Raw genomic sequence first — 20,488 nt, 5'->3', positions numbered from 1 at the left:
GACATGCGCGGCCACGCACCCGTCGGCATGCCGTTGCGGTGGGCGACCTGGACGGCGGCCTGTGCCGCCGCCGTGCTCGCCGGCTGCGCCAGTGCGCCGCGTGACGGGCCGCCGCGCAATCCGCCCGCGGGCCTGGCCCAGACGCCCGACGCCGAGCCGCGCGTCGAGCCCGTCCGCGCCGAGGGCGGCACCAGCCGGCCCTACACCGTCGCCGGGCGCAGTTACACGCCCATCACCGACGACCGGCCGCTGGTCGAGCGCGGTCTGGCCTCCTGGTACGGCCAGGGCTTCCATGCGCGCGCCACCGCCAATGGCGAGCCCTACGACATGTACGCCATGACGGCCGCCCACCGCACCATGCCGCTGCCCAGCTACGCGCGGGTGCGCAATCCGGCCAACGGTCGGGAAGTGATCGTGCGCGTCAACGACCGCGGGCCGTTTCGCGACGACCGCGTCATCGACCTGAGCTACACCGCGGCGCTGCGGCTGGACCTGCTGCGCGGCGTCGCGCCCGTGGAAGTCGAGCGATTGACCAACGAGGCGATCCGCACCGGCGCGTGGCGGCGCCCATCGGACACCCAGCTGGCGTCCGCGTCGCCCACTGCGGCGCTGCGGGCCGAGGCAGTGCCCGTGCCAACCGCGTGGGTGCAGCCGGTGGCGGCCGTCCCGTCGAACGCGTCGGCGACATCCGCATCCGCGCCGGTCTGGCGATTGGCGCAGGCTTCCATGTCCGTCGCCAGCGATGCGGCGCCTGCGTCAGCCGAGTCCCCTCCCGCCGCTGCACTGCCCGCCGAGCCGCCGCCGCGTTTCCGCAACATGGAGGTCGCGCCCCTGGCGCCGATGACGGCCGCGCCCGTGCCGGCGCCCGCGGCGGCCGCACCCGCCACGCCTGCCGGACCGGTCGCAACGCCGTCTGGTTCGGCGGCCTCCCCTGGTTTGTCGCAACCGTCCGCAGCAGGCGCAGCGACGTCTGCCTCGTCGGCCATTGCCGCTGGCGTATGGATGCAGCTCGGCGCTTTCCGCGAGCGCGAAGGGGCGCAGATGCTGCTGGCGCGCGTGGCGGCATCCCAGCCGGAGCTGGCCGGCCGTCTGCGCATCGTCGAAGAAGCGGGCGCGCACAAGGTGCAGGTCGGCCCCTATGCCACACGTGACGCGGCCCAGGCGGCTGTATTGCCCGTGCGCGGTGCATTGGGCCTGTCGCCCTTCGCGGTGGAACGGCGCTGAAGGGCCGCTCCGGCCCCTCTCGCCCAGGATGAGCCCGGCGCGGAGGCCGGGCGCGGTTCAGGCGCCCTGCGGTGCGGGACCGTCGGGCGCGAGGCGGCTCGTCAGCTCCTTGCGGTAGCGATTCAGGTCCTGCACGGTCTTGAAGCTGCGATTGAAGAGCAGCCCCAGGTTGTGCAGGATGCGCTCGCCCACCTTGCCTTCCCACACCGCGTCGAAGCGGATCTGCTGGTCGAGCCAGTGCTCCAGCCAGTCCGGATCGGGCATGCGGCTTTGCACCGTGTCGCGCGGGAACAGCGCCTTGTTCACGTGCAGGTTGGTGGGGTGCAACGCCTGGGCGGTACGGCGGGCGCTGGCCATGAGCACACCGACCTTGGCGAAGGCTGCGCGGGCTTCGTCGCCGCACTTCTCGAGCGCCCGCCGCATGTAGCGCAGGTAGGCGCCGCCGTGGCGCGCCTCGTCCTGCGAGAGCGTGGTGTAAATGTGCTTGATGACCGGCTCGCTGTGCCATTCGGCCGCGCGGCGGTACCAGTGGTTGAGGCGGATCTCGCCGCAGAAATGCAGCATCAGCGTTTCAAGCGGCGGCGCGGGGTCGAAGTCGAAGCGCACCTGATGCAGTTCTTCCTCGCTGGGCACGCAGTCGGGGCGGAAGCGCCGCAGGTATTCCATGAGCACCAGCGAATGCTTCTGCTCTTCGAAGAACCAGATGGACATGAAGGCGCTGAAATCGCTGTCGTGTCGGTTGTCGCGCAGGAACATCTCGGTGGCCGGCAATGCGGCCCATTCCGTGATGGCATTCATCTTGATGGTCTGCGCCTGCTCGTCCGAGAGGCGTGCGCCGTCGAAGTCCTGCCACGGGATGTCGGTCGCCATATCCCAGCGCACCGACTCGAGTTGCTTGAAGAGGTCTGGATACAACATGTCGAGTGGAGATCGGAGGGGGAATTGTCCCGTCGGTCCAGCCCTGCGTGGGCTATCTCCGCGTCATAGCGGGGTTACTTGTCTGCAGAAGCAGGCCCGTTTACGCAAATTTACAGGCTCCCACGGGAACCATGGAAATCGGCCTACGCTCGTAGCAAGGGCTGGTGCAGAGCATCACCAGCAGGTTTTTCGATGTTGCGAGGTCTTCCGGAATCAGATCCGGTCGAAGCATCCCGAGGCGACTCTTCTCCTCCTCCCTCCCTCCCTCCTTCGTGTCGGGATATCTCGCAACATCTTTTTAACAATGCGGCGCCGGATGCGGGTCGCTGACAGACAAGAGGCGCGACGATGGTCGCGCCTTTTTGTTTTGGGACGCAGTCCATGCCCGGCGGATGGTGAGCAGAACGAACGCTGCTTCCTGACAACTCAGCGGGGCGTGGTGTCCTTGAAGCTTGGGCGTTGCTGCAATTTGTCGCACAGCCGCGCCAGCTTCGGGTGCGCCGTTCGCCAGTCCAGATCCGGGAAGCGGAATTCGATCCAGCCCAATGCGCAGCCCACGGCGACGTCCGACAGGCTCAGATGGATACCGCTGCAGAAGGGCTTGTCGCCCAATCCCTTCGCCATGGCAGCGATGCCCGCCTCGACCTTGCCGCGCTGGCGATCCATCCAGGCCTGGCTGCGTTGGTCGTCGGCGCGCTTGGGCCAGACCGCTTCCATGCGCCAGAGCACCCCGGCGTCCATCACGCCGTCGGCCAGGGCTTCCCAGGTCTTGACCTCGGCGCGCTCGCGGCCCGAGGTCGGAATCAGCTTGCCGACGGGCGACAGAGTGTCGAGGTACTCGACGATCACGCGCGAGTCGAACATGGCGTCGCCGCCGTCCATCACCAGGCAGGGCACCTTGCCCAGGGGGTTGGAGGTGGCGATGGTGGTGTCGTCGGCCCACACGTCCTCCTGCACGAACTCGTAGTCCAGGCGCTTCTCGGCCATGACGACGCGCACCTTACGCACGTAGGGGCTGGACGTCGATCCGATGAGTTTCATGCAGGCAGGATCCTCGAAAGTGGGCCAGGGGAGACGGAGCGCGGCGGATTCTAGAGGGAGCGCCGCCGGCCCGCCGCAGGCGCCCGACGCGAAGGCGCCACCTACAATCCCGGCATGAGTTTCGCGCCCGTTTCCGCCCTTTCGCCCCTCGATGGCCGCTATGCCGGCAAGCTCGCGCCGCTTCGCCCGCTGATGAGCGAGCAGGGCTACATGCACCGCCGCGTCCAGGTCGAGGTGGCCTGGTTCATCGCCCTGTCCGATGCCGGTTTCGCCGAGTTCAAGCCGCTGACGCCGGGCGCCCGCAAGTACCTGATGGGCCTGGTCTCGCATTTCTCCGAAGCCGACGCGCTGGCCATCAAGGAGATCGAGAAGACCACCAACCACGACGTCAAGGCCGTGGAGTACTGGATCAAGTCCAAGTTCGAGGCCCGGCCCGAGCTGGAGTCCGCCGCCGAGTTCGTGCACTTCGCGTGCACCAGCGAGGACATCAACAACACCAGCCATGCTTTGCAGATCCAGGCGGCGCGCGACCAGGTGGTGCTGCCGGCGCTCGACGGCATCCTCGCCACGCTGCGCAAGATGGCCGGCGACTTCGCCGCCGTGCCCATGCTCAGCCGCACCCATGGCCAGACCGCCAGCCCGACCACCGTGGGCAAGGAAATCGCCAACGTCGCCGTGCGCCTGGCCAAGGCGCGCGAGCAGATCGCGGCGGTCAAGCTCATGGGCAAGATGAACGGCGCCGTGGGCAACTACAACGCCCACTTGGCCGCCTGGCCCGACTTCGACTGGGAGGCCTTCAGCCGCAAGGTCGTCGAGACGCCGGCGCCGCAGGGCCTGGGCCTGGTCTTCCAGCCCTTCAGCATCCAGATCGAGCCGCACGACTACATGGCCGAGCTGTTCGATGCGCTGGCGCGGGCCAACACCATCCTGGTCGACTTCTCGCGCGACGTCTGGGGCTACATCAGCCTGGGCTATTTCAAGCAGCGGCTCAAGGCGGGCGAGATCGGCTCGTCGACCATGCCGCACAAGGTCAACCCGATCGACTTTGAGAATGCCGAAGGCAACCTGGGCCTGGCCAATGCGCTGCTGCGCCACCTGTCGGAAAAGCTGCCCATCAGCCGCTGGCAGCGCGACCTGACCGACTCGACCGTGCTGCGCAACGTGGGCGTGGCCTTCGGCTATGCCGTGCTCGCCTATGCCAGCCTGGCCACCGGCCTGGGCAAGCTGGAGCTCAACGAGGCCGCCCTGGCCGAGGACTTGGACAGCAGCTGGGAAGTGCTGGCCGAGCCGATCCAGACCGTGATGCGCCGCTACGGGGTGGCGGGTGCCTACGAGAAGCTCAAGGAAGTGACCCGCGGCCAGGCCGTGACGGCCGAGGCGCTGCACGGGCTGATCCGCTCGCTCGAGATTCCCGAGGCCGAGAAGGAACGCCTGCTGGCCATGACGCCCGGCAGCTACACCGGCAAGGCGGCCGAGCTGGCCCGACGCGTGGGCGGCGGCCAGGCCTGATGGCGCTCAAGTCCACCATCTTCAAGGCCAACCTGGCCGTGGCCGACATCGACCACGGCTACTACGCCGACCACGCGCTCACCCTGGCCCGCCACCCGAGCGAGACCGACGAGCGCATGATGATCCGCCTGGCGGCCCTGGCCCTGCAGGCGCACCAGCTGCAGGCGATGTGCGGCGGCGATGGCCAGTTGGCCTTCGGCGCCGGCCTGTCCGACCCGGACGAGCCCGACGTCTGGCTGCGCGACTTCACCGGCCGCACGCGGCTGTGGATCGAGGTGGGCCAGCCGGAGGACAAGCCGGTCAGCAAGGCCTGCGGCAAGGCCGACCAGGTGGTCGTCTATGCCTTCGCGAGTTCCGCCGAAGTCTGGTGGCGCGGCATCGAGACCAAGCTGACCCGGCCGCAGAACCTGCAGGTCTGGCGCATTCCTGCGGCGGCTTCGCAGCAGCTGTCGGCGTTGGCCCAGCGCAGCATGCAGTTGCAGGCCACGGTTCAGGAAGGCGTGCTGATGCTGGGCGACGGCGAACGATCCGTCGACATCGAGCCGCAGCGCTTGAAATGAACACCCCCATGCCGCTTCGCGGCTCGCCCCTCTCTGTCGCCGTCGGCTCGGAGGGGGAACGCACCCAGAGGCCTGGCGGAGCCAGTTCCTCGAGTGCCCTGGCGTGGCCTGCGCCGAGAGCCCCTCGGCGACTGCCTACGTAGAGCTGCTGGGGGGCGGCAGGGCGCTCAAAGCCCCGGCATCGGCGCGCCGCAGTTCCAGCACTGCTCGAAACCGCCTTCCACGAACTCCCCGCAGCGGCAGTGCCACTGGCGCTGCGGTGGCCGCTGCAGGGCGCCCAGCACCCGCAAGGCGCGACCGTGATCATCGTCATGCTCGACCCAAAGCTCCGGCAGGCACTGATCCGGCGGCAGCTGCCCGGCGGCGGCGCCGAGGTATTCGCGCTGCACGCTGACCGACAAGCCCTGAGCGCGCAGCGCGTCGGCCCACAGGGTGGCCAATGCCAGATTGGGGGCCTGGGCCAGACGGCGCATGGACGTGGTGGGGCGGGAATTCGTTCAGGGCGTCGGATCACCGCCGGCCGGCGCCGTGGAATCCACGGGCGCCGACGCTGGCTCGTCTGCGGCACGCACGTCGGCCTCGCGCGCTCGCTCGGCATAGCGGTTGAAGCGCCAGGCCGTGTCCTGCATGGTGATGCGGCGCCAGGTCTGGCGCTTCTCGACCGGGCTCATCGCCGGCCAGTGCTGGACCTCGTCGAAGCTGCGGCCGCAGCCCTTGCATTCGTCGTCACCCTGGCTGGTGGAGCAGATGGCGATGCAGGGCGTGTCGGGGGTGGTCTCATACCAGGCCATCCACGCCGCCCAGGCCTTCGGCGGAAAGCCGAACTCGTCGGCCTCGTCCTCCCGGTGGAACACCATCAGCGCGTACACCTCGGCCAGCGCACGCACCTCGGGTGCCAGGCTCACGCCGTCGGGTGACGGCTTCAGGTGCCGCCAATGGTTGATGGCGGCCTCGATGTCGGTGATGTGGATGCCGGCCATGGGGCAGGAGAAAGGTGGGCGGGGACGGCCCAGGTGCCGCCGCGTCGAATTAGGGGGCGCGATCTTATCGCCATGGTCCCTGCCTTGCGCCCTGCAAGGGCGCTGTGTTCCAATCGCGCCGTTCGAAGGGGAGTAGCTCCCGGCCCGGCCCCACGCCGGCGCTGTCGGTCCTGTCGTCAGTACGAAGCGCAAGCTTCCGGCAGTTCCGGGTCCGGCATCCGCAAGGCGGCCGTTCCGAGCAAGACCTTTGATGAGCCCGTTGTGGGCTGATCAAGGCCGTCCTTCGGTTCCATGGTGCACCTCTCGGCGCACCTTCCTCGATCAGCCCGCCGCGGGCTGTCCTTCCCGGCAGGCGCCAGCCGCCTGCTCATCGGTCACAGGTATTGAGGAATCTATGGACTTTCTGACTTCTCCCGAGTTCTGGGTCGCGCTCGGGCAGATCATCATCATCGACATCCTGCTGGGTGGCGACAACGCGGTCGTGATCGCACTGGCCTGCCGCAAGCTGCCGCCCGCGCAGCGCACCAAGGGCATCATCTGGGGCACCGCCGGTGCCATCATCCTGCGGGTGGTGCTCATCGCCTTCGCGATGACGCTGCTGAACCTGCCCTTCCTGAAGCTGGTCGGCGCGATCCTGCTGGTATGGATCGGCATCAAGCTGCTGGCGCCCGATGAAGAGGGCCACGGCGAAGTCGCGAGCAGCGACCGCCTGTTCGCCGCCATCAAGACCATCATCGTGGCCGACCTGGTGATGAGCGTGGACAACGTCATCGCGATCGCCGGCGCCGCCCAGAACGCGGGCGAGCACTCGTTGCTGCTGGTGGTGCTGGGCCTCGTGATCTCGATCCCGATCATCGTCTGGGGCAGCCAGCTGGTCATCAAGCTGATGGAGCGCTATCCGCTGATCATCACCTTGGGCGGCATGCTGCTGGGCTGGATTGCCGGTGGCATGCTGGTCACCGACCCGGTGCTGGCCAACCCCGACCGCTGGCAGTGGATGTTCAAGCTGCCGCAGACCGACGTGATCAAGTACGGTGCGCAGATCGCCGGTGCGTTGCTGGTGCTGGCAATCGGCAAGGCCGTGCTGGCCCGTCGCAGCAAGCAGGTGGCTGTCCACTGATCGCGGCCGAGGCCGGCTGAACCTTTTAGGTGGGCCGGCCTCCTTCTGTCATCCCCACTTTCCCGGCCCAAGGAGCCCCTCGATGGACAAGATCATCCTGTACGTGGACGACGCGGCCTATGCCGTGGAACACCTCGACCAGCTTGCACCGGCCGCGCCGGACCGGCACTGGATCGTGGTGGCCTGCGCGCCGCGCATGACCCACCGCATCAGCAAGTGGGTGAGCCACAGCGCGCGCGAGAACTGGCGTGCCAAGTGGTTCGCCAAGGTGCAGGATGCGCTGGCGCCGCTGCTGACCCGCGAGGGCGCGCAGACCACCGCCGTGCTGGCCAAGGGGCCGCTGGTCGAGCTGACCCAGCGGCTGCATCTGGAGCACGGCGCCGCCCGTGTGGTGGATGCGCGCCGCCCCCGCATCGGCTCGACCATGGAGCCCGTGGTGCCGGCGGCGCCCGAGTCCGGCCCGCGCCGCCCGCTCGTGCCGGGTGCACGTGCACTGCCGGGCGGGCTGGCGGGCCTGGCGGCCTTCCTGCTGCTGGCGCCTGGCCTCGCCGACTGAGCTCCCGGGACACAGGCGGCCAAGCCCGGCCGTCAGGTGCACCGGCTATGCTGGCGCCATGCGATTGATCCTCAAATGGGTGCTCAGCGCTTTGGCGCTGCTGATGGTCACCTACCTTTACGGCGGGGTGCAGATCTCGGGTTTCGGCACCGCGATGATCGCCGCCGCCGTGCTCGCGCTGCTCAATGTCTTCGTGCGGCCCGTTCTCGTCGTGCTGACCCTGCCGGTCACGCTGATCACGCTCGGGCTGTTCCTCTTCATCGTCAATGCGCTGATCTTCTGGATGGCCTCGGGGTTGCTGCCGGGCTTTCATGTCGACGGCTTCTGGGCGGCGTTGTTCGGCTCGCTGCTCTATTCGATCTTCGGCGTGATCATCGAGGCCGCCATCGGCGCCAGCCGCCGCTGAAACGCTGGTGAGGCGCCGCTGAGGCGGCGCACCCCTACATCGGCTTCTCTTCCATCTGCTCGCGGGCGAGGCGTTCGATCTCGCGCGCGCGCACATCCACGATCGAGGCCTCGATGTGGTCGATGCGCCCGCCCTTGGCGGTGGTCTCCCGCACGTAGTCCTGGGCCGCGCGGAAGCGATCTCGTGCGGCCACATAGTCCAACTGGGCAACCTGCGCCTCGGCCTCGGCGCGGATGGCACGCAGGGTGTCGCCTTCCACGTCGTACAGCCCCGCGAGCAGCCGCCATACGGTTGCGTCGCGCGGATGCGTGGCCACCCAGTCGCGCAGCACCGGCGCGGCTTCTGCGGCATGGGTCCGGGTCAGCACCGCGGCCTGGCCGGCCATCAGCATCTCGCCACGGGTCTTGGCGCGCACGTCGAGCAGGGCGACGGCCGCAGGCGCATTGCCGGCGCCCATTTCGATCTCGGCCGCCAGCAGCCGCGCCAGGCGGGCCGGCTCGCCGGTCGTGCCGACCTGCGCGCGCAGCTTCTGCACCAGGGCGCGGGCTGCGGGCACATCGCGCAATTCCTTGGCCGCCATGGCGCCCGCGTAGAGCGTGCCGGCGGTGGTCGCGCTGGCCGGCGCCGTACTCGCCTGCGCGGCCTGCACCCATTGGCGCAGCAGGTCCACGCCCGGGCGGCCCAGCACCCGGGCCCGGGCCGCGACCATGGCATGTTCGGGCGTGAGGGCCACGCTCGGTGCCGGCGCGCCGTCGCGGAACTGGAAGCGGGCCTGCATCTCGGTGATGCGCTCGCTGGTCAGTGGGTGGCTGCGCAGGTAGGGATAGCTGCCGTTGTCGTTCAGCCGCGAGGCGTATTGCAGCTTCTCGAACATGACGGCGGCGCCCTGCGGCGCGAAGCCGGCCTGGCTCATCACGCCGAAGCCGATGCGGTCGGCCTCGCGCTCCATGTCGCGCGAGAAGTCCAGCTGCTTCTGCATGGCCATGGCCTGGCCGCCCACCATCATGGCCGAACCCAGGTCGCCGCCGCTGCGGCCGCTCTTGCTCATCGCCAGGCCGCCCAGCAGCATGGCCGCCAGCATCAGCGGCATCTGCCGGCTCTGCTGCGTGAGCATGCGCGAGATGTGCCGCTGCGTGACGTGGGTGAGCTCGTGGGCCAGCACCGAGGCCAGCTCGTCACGGCTGCCGACGATGGCGATGAGCCCGGTGTTCACGCCGAGGTAGCCGCCGGGCAGCGCGAAGGCATTGATGCTGCGGTCGCGGCCGATCATCAGCACCCAGGCGAAGCGCTCGTCCAGCTCGGGCGTGAGCTCGCCGCGCTGGCGGGCCGCGGCCAGCAGCGGCTGCCAGATGCCCTGGACGTAGTCGGCGAGCACCGGGTCGTCCACGAAGTCCGGATCGCGGTAGAGCTCGCGGGCGATGCGATCGCCCAGTTCGCGCTCGGTACCCGCGCTCATCTCGGCGCCATCGCCCAGGCCGGGCAGCGGGCGGGCGGGTGTCAGGGTCTGGGCATGGAGGGGCACCGCAGCGAGCTGGGCGGCCGCCAGGGCCACGGCCAGCACGGCGCGCGCACCCCGCCGCGGTCGTCCCGGCCCAGACAGCGAAGAGGTACCGCGCGCAGCGGCGGACGGCGGGGCAGGCATGTCGCGGGGGGTGGCAGAAGACGGCATCGGACGCGGCATCGGTGGCTTTTTCCGGCCCGTATGATGCGCCTCCCGCCGGATCGTTCAGCCTCATGTCCTCACCCCTCACCCATTTCGACGCTCAGGGCCAAGCCCACATGGTGGACGTGGCGGCCAAGCCGGCCACGCACCGCATCGCGATCGCCGAGGGGCGCATCCGCATGCAGGCGGCCACGCTGGCGCTGGTCGAATCGGGCACGGCCAAGAAGGGCGATGTGCTGGGCGTCGCCCGCATCGCCGGCATCCAGGCGGCCAAGAAGACCAGCGACCTGATCCCGCTGTGCCATCCGCTGGCCATCACCCGGGTGGCGGTCGAGTTCGAGACCGAGCCGGGCGATGTGCCCGCCGTGCGCTGCCGCGCGACGGTCGAGACGGTCGGCCCGACAGGCGTCGAGATGGAAGCACTCACCGCCGTCCAGGTGGCGCTGCTGACCATCTACGACATGTGCAAGGCGGCCGACCGCGGCATGGTGATCGACGGCGTGCAGGTGCTGGAGAAGCACGGCGGGAAGTCGGGCTCGTACATCGCCCCGTCGGTCTGAGCGCGCCTGCTCTCGAATCATCGAAGTCCGGCCGTGCCGGCGCATGGGCGCTTTGCGGGCGCTGGCGAGGCGCACGGCCTCACCCTTCGTCCGGCCGCTTGCGCCGCAGCGCCTCGATCACCTGCCGCGCCCCCAGCCCCAACGGCCGCTCCTTCGACCAGACCACGTCGACCCACAGGTCCAGCCGGTTGCTGAGGTTCTCGAAAGGGATCTCCACCAGTGCGCCCGCCGCCACATGCGGCTGCACGAAAGGCCGGGGCAACCAGCCCCAGCCCACGCCGGCGGTCAGCAGGCTCAGCGCCGCCAGCGCGTTGTCGGTGCGCCAGGTGTGACGGGCGAACACGGTGCGCGGATCGCGCTGCGCCGGGTCGCGGCCGGCCACCACGATCTGGCGGGTGTCGATCAGGTGCTGCTCGCGCAGGCGCCCGCCGGCGGCGACCAGCACCGGATGGTCGGGCGCCATCACGGCGACGAGCGTCTCGGTCGCCACCTCCTGGAAGCCCTCGCGGCCGTCGAGGCTGGGGCGCTCGAACACCAGCGCGAGCTGCGCCCGGCCGCTGTGCAACAGGGCCAGCGCGTCGGCCTGCGGCGCGGCCAGCACTTCCACTTCCAGCGACGGATGCGACTGGGCCAGCGCGGCCAGCGGCTGGCTCCAGGGGCCGCTCAGCAGTTCGGGCGCGATGGCGAGCGTCAGCCGCTCCTCCAGCCCCTGCGTCAGGGCCAGCGCCTGCACCTCCAGCGCCTTGAGCTGTGCGGCGAGCAGCCGGGCCTGCGGTTCCAGCGAGCGGGCGGCGGCGGTGGGGCGGGGCTCGCGGCCGCTTCGGTCGAAAAGCGGCAGGTCCAGTTCGGCCTCGAGTTGGGCGATGCCCATGCTCACCGCCGAGGGCACGCGCCGCAAGGCGCGGGCGGCCGCCGAGAAGGAACCGTGGTCGAGCACCGCAAGGAAAAGGGCGACGTCGTCGCTGTTGAGCATGCCGATCTTTCAGTAAATCTGAAAGAAGCTGACTTTATGTGTCAGCGCAGTAGAAATAAAGTGACACCGTCATCCAACGTGTTTCGAGCAGACAGAAAGAAGAAAGCCATGCAGGGCATCAAGCGCCGCGTCGTCTACATCAGCCTCTATGAAGGCATCGCCATCGTGGTGGCCAGCCTGGGGCTGGCCTGGATGTCGGGGCAGGGCGTGGGCCATTCCGGCGTGGTGGCGGTGATGGCCTCGGCCATCGCCATCGCCTGGAACCTGCTGTTCAACACCCTGTTCGAGCGCTGGGAGGCTCGCCAGGCCAAGCGCGGTCGCAGCCTGGGCCGCCGGGTGGCGCATGCCATCGGCTTCGAGGGCGGGCTGGTGATGCTGCTGGTGCCCACCATCGCCTGGTGGCTGGAGATCAGCCTGTGGGAGGCGCTGGTGATGGACCTGGCGCTGGTGGTGTTTTTCCTGGTCTACACCTTCGTCTTCAACTGGGTGTTCGACGCGGTGTTCGGGCTGCCTGCCTCGGCGGCGGCACACCCGGCCGGCGCCACCTGAGCAGCTGCGTCCCGCATGGCGGGACGGCCGGCGCCGGTGCCGGTCTTTCGGGGTTATCCCGGGTCGAGGCCTTTAAAATCCGCGCTCCCCGCGCAAGGAGCGTTGCAACGGCGGGCCCGGCACACCGTCTCTGGTGGCGCCCAGCGGCCCGGACCGTGAGGCTTGGCGGGGCCGGACGCTGGCCGCCAGGCGCCGGCTGCAACGACGCTCACCTGATCTCCGTCCCCAGGTGTGCCGTCCATGAGTTCCTCCGCCCCTTCCGTTCCCCCCATGCTGCTGTCCGGCCTGGAGCCGGTCGTCATCGCCGCGGGCACGCTCTTCGTCAACATCGGCGAGCGCACCAACGTCACGGGTTCCAAGGCCTTCGCCCGCATGATTCTGAACGGGCAGTTCGAGGAAGCGCTGGCCGTGGCCCGCCAGCAGGTGGAGAACGGCGCCCAGGTGATCGACATCAACATGGACGAGGCCATGCTGGACAGCAAGGCGGCCATGGTGCGCTTCCTGAACCTGATCGCCAGCGAGCCGGACATCGCGCGCGTGCCGATCATGGTCGACAGCTCCAAGTGGGAGGTGATCGAGGCCGGGCTGCGCTGCATCCAGGGCAAGGGCATCGTCAACTCCATCTCCATGAAGGAGGGCGTGGACAAGTTCAAGCACGAGGCGCGGCTGATCCGCCGCTACGGCGCCGCCGCCGTGGTGATGGCCTTCGACGAGCAGGGCCAGGCCGACACCTACGCCCGCAAGATCGAGATCTGCGAACGGGCCTACCGCGTGCTGGTGGATGAGGTCGGCTTTCCGCCTGAGGACATCATCTTCGACCCCAACATCTTCGCGGTGGCCACCGGCATCGAGGAGCACAACAACTACGCCGTCGACTTCATCGAGGCCACGCGCTGGATCAAGGCCAACCTGCCGGGTGCCAAGGTGTCGGGCGGCGTGTCGAACGTGAGCTTCAGCTTCCGCGGCAACGACCCGGTGCGCGAGGCGATCCACACCGTCTTCCTGTACCACGCCATCCAGGCGGGCATGGACATGGGCATCGTCAACGCCGGCATGGTGGGCGTGTACGACGACCTGGAGCCGCAACTGCGCGAGCGCGTGGAAGACGTGGTGCTCAACCGCCGCCCCGATGCCGGCGAGCGCCTGGTGGAGATCGCGGAGACGGCCCGCAGCGGCGCCAAGGACGAAAGCAAGAAGCTCGAATGGCGCGGCACGCCCGAACAGCCGAAGTCCGTGGACGAGCGCCTGGCCCATGCGCTGGTGCACGGCATCACCGACTTCATCGTCGAGGACACCGAAGAGGCCTACCAGGCCATCGTGGCCCAGCCGGGCGGCCGCCCGCTGCATGTCATCGAAGGTCCGCTGATGGACGGCATGAACATCGTGGGCGACCTGTTCGGGGCCGGCAAGATGTTCCTGCCGCAGGTGGTCAAGAGCGCCCGCGTGATGAAGCAGGCCGTGGCCCACCTCATTCCCTACATCGAGGAAGAGAAGAAGCGGGACGAGGCCGCCGGCCGCGACGTGCGCAGCAAGGGCAAGATCGTCATCGCCACCGTCAAGGGCGACGTGCACGACATCGGCAAGAACATCGTCACCGTCGTGCTCCAGTGCAACAACTTCGAGGTGGTGAACATGGGCGTGATGGTCCCGTGCCACGAGATCCTGGCAAAGGCCAAGGTCGAGGGCGCGGACATCGTGGGCCTGTCGGGCCTGATCACGCCCAGCCTCGAGGAGATGCAGTACGTCGCCGGCGAGATGCAGAAGGACGAGCACTTCCGCATGAGGAAGATCCCGCTGCTGATCGGCGGCGCCACCACCAGCCGGGTGCACACGGCCGTCAAGATCGCGCCGCACTACGAGGGCCCCGTGGTCTACGTGCCCGATGCCTCGCGCAGCGTGAGCGTGGCGCAGAGCCTACTGTCGGAGCAGGCGGCGAACTACATCGCCGAGCTCAATGCCGACTACGACAAGGTGCGCCAGCAGCATGCCAACAAGAAGCAGGTGCCGCTGTGGCCCTTGCCGAAGGCGCGCGCCAACAAGACGCCCATCGACTGGACGGGCTACCAGCCGCCCAAGCCGAAGTTCATCGGCCGGCGCATGTTCCGCAACTACGACCTGGCGGACCTGGCCAAGTACATCGACTGGGGCCCCTTCTTCCAGACCTGGGACCTGGCCGGGCCCTTCCCGCAGATCCTGAAGGACGAGATCGTCGGCACCGAGGCCCAGCGCGTCTTCAGCGACGGCAAGCGCATGCTGCAGCGGCTGATCGAGGGCCGCTGGCTCACGGCCAACGCGGTGGTGGGCTTCTGGCCGGCCAACACGGAGCGCGACGACGACATCGTGCTGTATGCCGACGAGTCGCGCCAGACGCCGCTGCTCACCTGGTACGGCCTGCGCCAGCAGACCGAGAAGCAGGCGGTGGACGGCGTGATGCGCCCCAGCCGCTGCCTGGCCGACTTCGTGGCGCCGCGCGAATCCGGCGTGGCCGACTACGTGGGCGCATTCGCCGTCACGGCGGGCATCGGCGCCGAGAAGCGCGAGAAGTACTTCCTCGACGACCTGGACGACTACTCGGCCATCATGTTCAAGGCCCTGGCCGACCGCCTGGCGGAAGCCTTTGCCGAGGCCCTGCACCACCGTGTGCGCCTGGACCTGTGGGGCTATGCCGCCGACGAGCAGCTGAGCAATGACGAGATGATCAAGGAGCAGTACCGCGGCATCCGCCCGGCGCCGGGCTACCCGGCCTGCCCCGACCACAGCGTCAAGGGCCCGATGTTCGAACTGCTGCAGTGCGCCGAGATCGGCATGGGCCTGACCGATTCGCTGGCGATGACGCCGGCGGCCAGCGTCTCGGGCTTCTACCTGAGCCATCCCGAGAGCACCTACTTCAACGTCGGCAAGATCGGCCACGACCAGTTGCAGGACCAGGCGGCGCGGCGCCGGTTGGCGGAGTCCGACCTCGAGCGCCTGCTGGCACCGAACTTATGAACTCCCCCCCAAGCCGCTTCGCGGCTCCCCCCCTCTCTGGCGCCTTCGGCTTGGAGGGGAGGCGCACCCGGCGGCCTGGCGAAGCCAGTTCCGCGGGTGCTCTGGCAAGGTCCGCCGCGCGGTGCCGCTCGCCTGAACTTCTTGATCCCCGCTGGAGACTGCCATTCTGCAGAAGCTGAGCTTCACGGCCGTGCACTTGGCTGGCCTGGCCGTGGTGCTGCTGGCGATCTGGGGCGCGGGCGACGCGCTGATGCGCCGGCTGTGGGGCGGTGCGCCACACACGCCGGGCCGCGACGACCCGTGGCTGCGCATGGCGCTGTCCGCCGCCACCGGCCTGGGCCTGGCCATCGTGGCGCTGCAGGGGCTGGGCATTGCAGGCCTGCTGCGGCCACCCGGCACGCTGGCGTTGCTGGCCATCGGATTGACGCTGGCCTTCTGGCGCCTGCCTGCCCAGTGGCGTGTGCTGCGGGCGCTTCCGTCAGGCCCGCCGATGGGCCGCGCCGAGCGCGTGGCGACCGTGGTCGCCATCGGTGCCTTTGCCATCAGCCTGTTCGAGCCGATGGCCCCGCCGCATGCCTTCGACGAGATGATGTACCACCTGCCCTATGCGCGGCAGGTGGCCGAGAGCGGGGCGCTGGGCATCCACCACTGGCTGCGCTACCCCTGGTTCCCCTACAACTACGACCTGCTCTATGCGGCGGCTTTGCCGCTGGCGGGCGACGTGTTCCCGCATCTGCTGCACGCCCTGGGTGGCTGGCTGGCGGCTGCGCTGGTCTGGCGCCTGGCCGTGACCCACACCGACCGTGTCTGCGCGGCCATCGCGCTGGCGGCCTGGCTGATGATGGGCGAGTTCTTCAACGCGCTCATCGACATGGGCGTGGCCCTGTTCGTCGTCGGGGCCTTCACCGTGCTGTGGCTGTGGTGGAGCACGCCCGTCACCCCGGCGCAACCGCGGCGGCCGGCGCGGTGGCTGGGCCTTGCGGCCTTCTACCTGGGCGTGGCGGCGGGCAGCAAGTACCAGGCGCTGACCTTCCTGCCGCTGGTGGCCGTGTGCGTGGCCTGGCGTGAGCGCCGGCCGGGGCCCTGGCTCCTGGCCCTGGGCTGCTTCCTGCTGCCCTGCATCTACTGGTTCGGCCGCAACTGGCTGCAGACGGGCGACCCCTTCAATCCCATCGGCGCCAAGGTGTTCGGCTTCACCAACTGGAACGTGGACGACTACAAGCGCCAGGTCGACGACGTGCGCGCCCATGCCGCGCTGCCCAACGTCATGCTGTGGCCGGCGCTGCTGGTGCCTTTCACCCTGGCCTTCAGGACGCGGCCCGCGGTGCGTGCTGCGGCGCTGTTCGGAGCCTGGTCGGTCCTCGTATGGCTGGCCACCTCGCGCTATCCGCGCTACATGGCGGCCTCGTTCCCGATCCTGGCCTGGCTGGGCGCCATCGGCTGGTGCCAGCTGTGGCGCTGGGCGGCCGCGTCCCTGCAGCGCCGCGGTGGCGAGCATCTCCATCGCCGGATGTCCGCGGGACTGGGAACGGCGCTGGTGGCGGTGCTGCTGGTCGCCGGCGGTGCGCGGCTGTGGAACCACCTGCGCCAGATCTCGCCCACGCCCGAGACCCGCGAGGCATATCTGGCCCGCAACGTGCCCGGCTACGCCGTGCTGAGCTGGCTGCGGGCCAACCCGCAGCCCGGCCGGCTCTACCAGGTGGGTCTGAGCGATGCCATCTACTTCGCGCCCAACCCAGTCTGGGGCGATGTGTTCGGCCGTTACCGCTACTCCGACTTCCTGCTGCTGCCGGCGCCGGAGATGGCGCGCAAGTTCGCGCAGGAGGGCTTCGGTACCATCGTGATCCAGACGGCACTCGGGCCATTCGTCGATGGCAAACCGGGCTTCGAGCGCCACTTCCAGCTGCTGTCCGAAAAGGATGGCGTGAAGGCGTACCGCATCCTGCCGGACGCGCCCTGACGGGCGCCACAGGCTGTCGCTCCCTCTCTCCCACGTCATCCACCAGCCCATGCGTATCGCCGCGGTCATCCCCTGCTACAACGAAGCCTTGGCCATCGGGCAGGTGATCGATGCCTTCCGCACGCACCTGCCGCAGGCCGAGGTGCACGTCTTCGACAACGCCTCGACCGACGACACCGCGGCCGTGGCACGCGCTGCCGGGGCGCGGGTCACCGGCGTGCGGCTGCGCGGCAAGGGCAATGTCGTGCGCCGGATGTTCGCGGACGTGGAGGCCGACATCTACGTCATGGTCGACGGCGATGCGACCTACGACCTGGCCCGCCTGCCCGAGATGATCGAGCTGCTGGTGAGTGGCAACCTGGACATGGTGGTGGGCGCACGTCAGGACGATCATCAGGACGCCCAGACCTACCGCCGGGGCCACCGCCTCGGAAACCGCATGCTCACCGGTGCCGTGGTGCAGCTCTTCGGTGGCGAGTTCAGCGACATGCTGTCGGGTCTGCGCGTGTTCTCGCGGCGCTACGTCAAGTCCTTCCCGGCCCTGTCCCAGGGCTTCGAGATCGAGACCGAGCTGACGGTGCATGCCCTCGAACTGCGCATGCCCTGGGACGAAGTGCCCGTGCGCTACCTGTCTCGACCCGAGGGTTCCGAAAGCAAGCTCTCCACCTACCGCGACGGCTGGCGCATCCTGGTCACGATCACCAAGCTCTTCGTGAGCGAGCGGCCGTTGCTGTTCTTCATGATCGTGGCCGGTGTGCTGGCCGCGGCCTCGATCGGCCTGGCCATTCCGCTTCTGGTGACCTTCATCCAGACCGGCCTGGTGCCGCGCCTGCCCACCGCCGTGCTGGCCACCGGCATGATGCTGGCAGCCATGCTGTCGGCCAGCTGCGGCGCGGTGCTGCGCACCGTGACGCTGGGGCGGCGCGAGGTCAAGCGCATCGCATACCTCGCCATTCCCGGCGCCGCGCAGCGGGCAACGCCGGCGAGCGAGCGGTGAGCGTCCGCCCGGCCGCGCCTGCGAAAGTGCTGTGGTGATTTCCGGCCCGCTGCTGCGCCGCCTGCTGAGTTTCGGCATCGCCGGCGTTATCGGCTTCGGGGTCGACGCCGGCCTGCTGTACCTGCTGGCGCCGCATGTGGGCTGGTATGCGGGCCGGGTGCTCTCCTTCTGGGGCGCGGCCACCGCCACCTGGGTGATCAACCGGCGCTTCACCTTCGCTGGTGAGGGAGCGATACGCCTGCCGCTGTGGCAGGAGTACCTGCGCTACCTCGTCGCCATGCTGGGCGGCGCCCTCTTCAACTATGCCGCGTACGTCCTCGTGCTTCACATGCTGGATGGGCCCGCGGCGCCGCTGCTCGGCGTGGCCGCCGGCAGCATCGCCGGCATGGGCGTCAACTACCTGTCGGCGCGCTACCTGGTCTTCAGACGCTGAGCCAGGCGGCGCGTCGGCTCAATGCGCGCCGGACACCACCACGGGCACTTCCGTGGCGGGCGGTGTGTTGCGGCTGCGGCCGCAGCGCACGATGCCGTCGATCATCACCATGCCCACGCCCGGCAGGTCGCCCAGCTGCACGCTTTCGAGCAGGGTGCGGCCGGGCGTGTGCTGGGCGCGGTCCAGGAAGACGAAGTCGGCCGCATAGCCCTTGTCGATCAGGCCGCAGTTGAGCTTGCGCATGCGGGCCGTGTTGCCGGTGGCGAAGCAGAAGACCAGCTCGGCCGGGATGTTGGCCAGCGACGAGAGCATGGCGATCATGCGCAGGATGCCCAGCGGCTGCACGCCCGAGCCGGCCGGGCCGTCGGTGCCCAGGATCACGCGGTGCGGGCACTTGAGTTCCAGCGCTGCACGTGCCGCCGCGATGGCCACGCGCTCGTTGCCGTTGTGCACGATCTCGATGCCGCGCGTGCTCTTCTCGCACAGCTCGCACACATGCGCCTCGGGCAGCGAAGTGTGGCCGCCGTTGATGTGGCCGATGATGTCGGCGTCGGCCTCCAGCACCACGTCCTTGTCGATCAGGCCCGAGCCCGGGATCGACGGACCGCCCGTGTGGATGGTGCTCTGGATGCCGTACTTGCGGGCCCAGGCCACCATCTCCTTGGCCTCGTAGCCGGCCTTGACGCTGCCCAGGCCGACCTCGCCCAGCAGGCCGACGCCGGCCTCGGCCAGTTCCTTGAAGTCGCTCTCGACCATGCCCTTTTCGATGACCGGCGCGCCGGCCAGCACCTTCACGCCGCCGGGGCGGAAGGCGTCGAAGGCGCGCTGCGCGGTGATGGCCAGGGCCTTCAGGCCCACGATGTCCTTGGGCCGGCCGGGGTAGTGCACCTCGCCGGCAGAGATCATGGTGGTCACGCCGCCGTTCATGCTGGACTCGATCCAGTTGAGCTGGCTCTGGCGCGGCGTCCAGTCGCCGGCCACGGGGTGCACGTGGCTGTCGATCAGGCCCGGGGCCACGCAGGTCTGGCGCGCGTCGATGACGGTGGTGGCGCCCTCGACGTCGCAGTCCTTGTAGCGGCCCACGGCGGCGATCAGGCCGTCCTGGACGACGATGGTGTCGGCCTGCAGGATGGGCTGGTCGATGTCGCCCGAGAGCAGCAGCCCTATGTTCTGGATGACGACCTTGCCCGACTTGCCGGCGGCGGCGACTTCTGCCATTTGTGCGTGTCCTTGTCGTGGGGGGAGAGAGATTCGTTCGTGTCGTCCTGCCGCACGGTGCGCAGCACCGTCTCGGTCACGAAGGCCTCCCAGTGCTGGGCGGCCTCGGGCGCATCGAGTTGCTCGCCCAGGAAGCTGGCGAGCGTGTAGCGGTTGGACATGTAGAAATAGCCTGTTGCCGCGATCAGCAGGTACACGTCGCGCGCGGCCAGGTCGGGGCGGAACAGGCCCTGGGCCACGCCGCTCTCCAGGATCGAGGCGATCACCGCCACCGCCCGCGACGAGTATTCGCGCGCCCGCAGCGACTTGGCGATGTGCCGGCCCTTGTGCAGGTTCTCGGTGTTGAGCAGGGTGACGAAGTCGGGATTGCGCCGGTAGTAGCCCAGCACGAAGCGGATCACCTCGGTCAGCGCCTCCACCGGGCGGGCCATGTCCAGCGCCATGGCGGCCTCGGCCTCGTCCATGCGCTGGTAGATGCCCTCCAGCACGGCCACGAACAGGCCTTCCTTGCTGCCGAAGTAGTAGTAGATCATCCGGTCGTACGACTTGGCCGCGCGCGAGATCTTCTCCACGCTGCCGCCCTCGTAGCCGTACTTGGCGAACACCTTGGTGGCCGCACGCAGGATGGCCTCGCGCGAGGCCTGCGCCTGCGCCTCGCGCACGCCGGTCTTGCGTTGCGGCTTGGCGGGCGTCTTGCGCGTGGCCAAGGTGTCAGGTCCTCGAAAAGATGCGGCCGAGCGCCGGGCCGCCCCAAGCCGGCCGCGCCTCCCCCGCGGGGGGTGGCGTTACACGCGCGCAGCGCGTGAAAAGCCGGGGGGCTGTCGACAACTTAC

The 20,488-nt window shown here is 69.2% G+C and carries 20 protein-coding genes; 12 read left to right on the top strand and 8 right to left on the bottom strand.

Annotation, left to right across the window (positions count from 1 at the left end; translation table 11 throughout):
• Positions 1 to 3: 3 nt before the first annotated feature.
• Complete coding sequence (locus BXA03_RS05820; protein WP_143476226.1) at positions 4 to 1,224, top strand: septal ring lytic transglycosylase RlpA family protein; 1,221 nt, start codon at positions 4 to 6, stop codon at positions 1,222 to 1,224.
• A gap of 57 nt (positions 1,225 to 1,281) precedes the next feature.
• Here BXA03_RS05820 and BXA03_RS05815 read toward each other — a convergent pair whose 3' ends face one another.
• Together BXA03_RS05815 and BXA03_RS05810 are read right to left on the bottom strand one after the other, a co-directional pair.
• Positions 1,282 to 2,142 carry a ferritin family protein gene (locus BXA03_RS05815; protein WP_076504983.1) on the bottom strand — a complete coding sequence of 287 codons (861 nt, stop codon included), beginning with the start codon at positions 2,140 to 2,142 and terminating at the stop codon, positions 1,282 to 1,284.
• 426 nt (positions 2,143 to 2,568) lie between these two features.
• Positions 2,569 to 3,183 (bottom strand): glutathione S-transferase N-terminal domain-containing protein, encoded by a 615-nt coding sequence (locus BXA03_RS05810; protein WP_076504978.1) that lies wholly within the window; start codon positions 3,181 to 3,183, stop codon positions 2,569 to 2,571.
• A 114-nt stretch (positions 3,184 to 3,297) separates the two neighbouring features.
• Here BXA03_RS05810 and purB point away from each other — a divergent pair, with 114 nt between their 5' ends.
• A complete protein-coding gene (gene purB / locus BXA03_RS05805) occupies positions 3,298 to 4,692 on the top strand; it encodes an adenylosuccinate lyase (protein WP_076504976.1) in 1,395 nt (464 codons plus the stop codon).
• Positions 4,692 to 5,252 (top strand): YaeQ family protein, encoded by a 561-nt coding sequence (locus tag BXA03_RS05800; RefSeq protein ID WP_076504974.1) that lies wholly within the window; start codon positions 4,692 to 4,694, stop codon positions 5,250 to 5,252. The genes purB and BXA03_RS05800 overlap by 1 nt, the downstream gene beginning before the upstream one ends.
• Before the next feature lie 167 nt (positions 5,253 to 5,419).
• On the opposite strand, the gene BXA03_RS05795 is transcribed toward BXA03_RS05800, so the two are convergent.
• Positions 5,420 to 5,725 carry a hypothetical protein gene (locus BXA03_RS05795; protein ID WP_076504972.1) on the bottom strand — a complete coding sequence of 102 codons (306 nt, stop codon included), beginning with the start codon at positions 5,723 to 5,725 and terminating at the stop codon, positions 5,420 to 5,422.
• A 24-nt stretch (positions 5,726 to 5,749) separates the two neighbouring features.
• Complete coding sequence (locus BXA03_RS05790) at positions 5,750 to 6,232, bottom strand: DUF3717 domain-containing protein (RefSeq protein ID WP_076504970.1); 483 nt, start codon at positions 6,230 to 6,232, stop codon at positions 5,750 to 5,752.
• 394 nt (positions 6,233 to 6,626) lie between these two features.
• Here BXA03_RS05790 and BXA03_RS05785 point away from each other — a divergent pair, with 394 nt between their 5' ends.
• The 3 genes from BXA03_RS05785 to BXA03_RS05775 all read left to right on the top strand — a co-directional run bounded on the left by BXA03_RS05785 (position 6,627) and on the right by BXA03_RS05775 (position 8,314).
• On the top strand, positions 6,627 to 7,352 hold the full coding sequence (locus BXA03_RS05785; RefSeq protein WP_076504968.1) for a TerC family protein: 726 nt from the start codon (positions 6,627 to 6,629) through the stop codon (positions 7,350 to 7,352).
• A gap of 82 nt (positions 7,353 to 7,434) precedes the next feature.
• The gene (locus tag BXA03_RS05780; RefSeq protein WP_076504966.1) at positions 7,435 to 7,908 is read left to right on the top strand and encodes a hypothetical protein; all 474 of its coding nucleotides are present in this window, start codon (positions 7,435 to 7,437) and stop codon (positions 7,906 to 7,908) included.
• Positions 7,909 to 7,966: 58 nt separating this feature from the next.
• Positions 7,967 to 8,314, top strand: coding sequence for a phage holin family protein (locus BXA03_RS05775; RefSeq protein WP_076504963.1), 348 nt, complete (start codon positions 7,967 to 7,969; stop codon positions 8,312 to 8,314).
• Positions 8,315 to 8,348: 34 nt separating this feature from the next.
• Here the strand turns inward: BXA03_RS05775 and BXA03_RS05770 are convergent, their stop codons facing one another.
• A complete protein-coding gene (locus BXA03_RS05770; protein WP_083715938.1) occupies positions 8,349 to 9,956 on the bottom strand; it encodes a M48 family metalloprotease in 1,608 nt (535 codons plus the stop codon).
• 92 nt (positions 9,957 to 10,048) lie between these two features.
• On the opposite strand from BXA03_RS05770, the gene moaC reads away from it, so the two are divergent.
• Complete coding sequence (gene moaC, locus BXA03_RS05765; RefSeq protein ID WP_076504961.1) at positions 10,049 to 10,537, top strand: cyclic pyranopterin monophosphate synthase MoaC; 489 nt, start codon at positions 10,049 to 10,051, stop codon at positions 10,535 to 10,537.
• A gap of 79 nt (positions 10,538 to 10,616) precedes the next feature.
• Here moaC and BXA03_RS05760 read toward each other — a convergent pair whose 3' ends face one another.
• Positions 10,617 to 11,510, bottom strand: coding sequence for a LysR family transcriptional regulator (locus BXA03_RS05760; protein ID WP_076504958.1), 894 nt, complete (start codon positions 11,508 to 11,510; stop codon positions 10,617 to 10,619).
• Positions 11,511 to 11,618: 108 nt separating this feature from the next.
• On the opposite strand from BXA03_RS05760, the gene BXA03_RS05755 reads away from it, so the two are divergent.
• The 5 genes from BXA03_RS05755 to BXA03_RS05735 all read left to right on the top strand — a co-directional run bounded on the left by BXA03_RS05755 (position 11,619) and on the right by BXA03_RS05735 (position 18,437).
• Positions 11,619 to 12,059, top strand: coding sequence for a PACE efflux transporter (locus BXA03_RS05755; RefSeq protein ID WP_076504955.1), 441 nt, complete (start codon positions 11,619 to 11,621; stop codon positions 12,057 to 12,059).
• A gap of 270 nt (positions 12,060 to 12,329) precedes the next feature.
• Complete coding sequence (gene metH / locus BXA03_RS05750) at positions 12,330 to 15,047, top strand: methionine synthase (RefSeq protein ID WP_076504953.1); 2,718 nt, start codon at positions 12,330 to 12,332, stop codon at positions 15,045 to 15,047.
• A gap of 190 nt (positions 15,048 to 15,237) precedes the next feature.
• On the top strand, positions 15,238 to 17,007 hold the full coding sequence (locus tag BXA03_RS05745) for a hypothetical protein (protein ID WP_234983609.1): 1,770 nt from the start codon (positions 15,238 to 15,240) through the stop codon (positions 17,005 to 17,007).
• Positions 17,008 to 17,056: 49 nt separating this feature from the next.
• Positions 17,057 to 18,004, top strand: a complete 948-nt coding sequence (locus BXA03_RS05740; RefSeq protein ID WP_076504949.1) for a glycosyltransferase family 2 protein — start codon at positions 17,057 to 17,059, stop codon at positions 18,002 to 18,004.
• Between the two features lie 34 nt (positions 18,005 to 18,038).
• Positions 18,039 to 18,437 (top strand): GtrA family protein, encoded by a 399-nt coding sequence (locus BXA03_RS05735; RefSeq protein WP_083715937.1) that lies wholly within the window; start codon positions 18,039 to 18,041, stop codon positions 18,435 to 18,437.
• Between the two features lie 18 nt (positions 18,438 to 18,455).
• On the opposite strand, the gene BXA03_RS05730 is transcribed toward BXA03_RS05735, so the two are convergent.
• Positions 18,456 to 19,655 carry an amidohydrolase family protein gene (locus BXA03_RS05730; RefSeq protein WP_076504947.1) on the bottom strand — a complete coding sequence of 400 codons (1,200 nt, stop codon included), beginning with the start codon at positions 19,653 to 19,655 and terminating at the stop codon, positions 18,456 to 18,458.
• Positions 19,601 to 20,362, bottom strand: coding sequence for a TetR/AcrR family transcriptional regulator (locus tag BXA03_RS05725; RefSeq protein WP_076504944.1), 762 nt, complete (start codon positions 20,360 to 20,362; stop codon positions 19,601 to 19,603). The genes BXA03_RS05730 and BXA03_RS05725 overlap by 55 nt, the downstream gene beginning before the upstream one ends.
• Positions 20,363 to 20,488 lie beyond the last annotated feature (126 nt).

This window comes from Pseudacidovorax sp. RU35E, from assembly GCF_900156165.1.
Taxonomy (GTDB): domain Bacteria; phylum Pseudomonadota; class Gammaproteobacteria; order Burkholderiales; family Burkholderiaceae_C; genus Xenophilus.
This window is presented reverse-complemented; position numbering and strand designations above follow the sequence as displayed.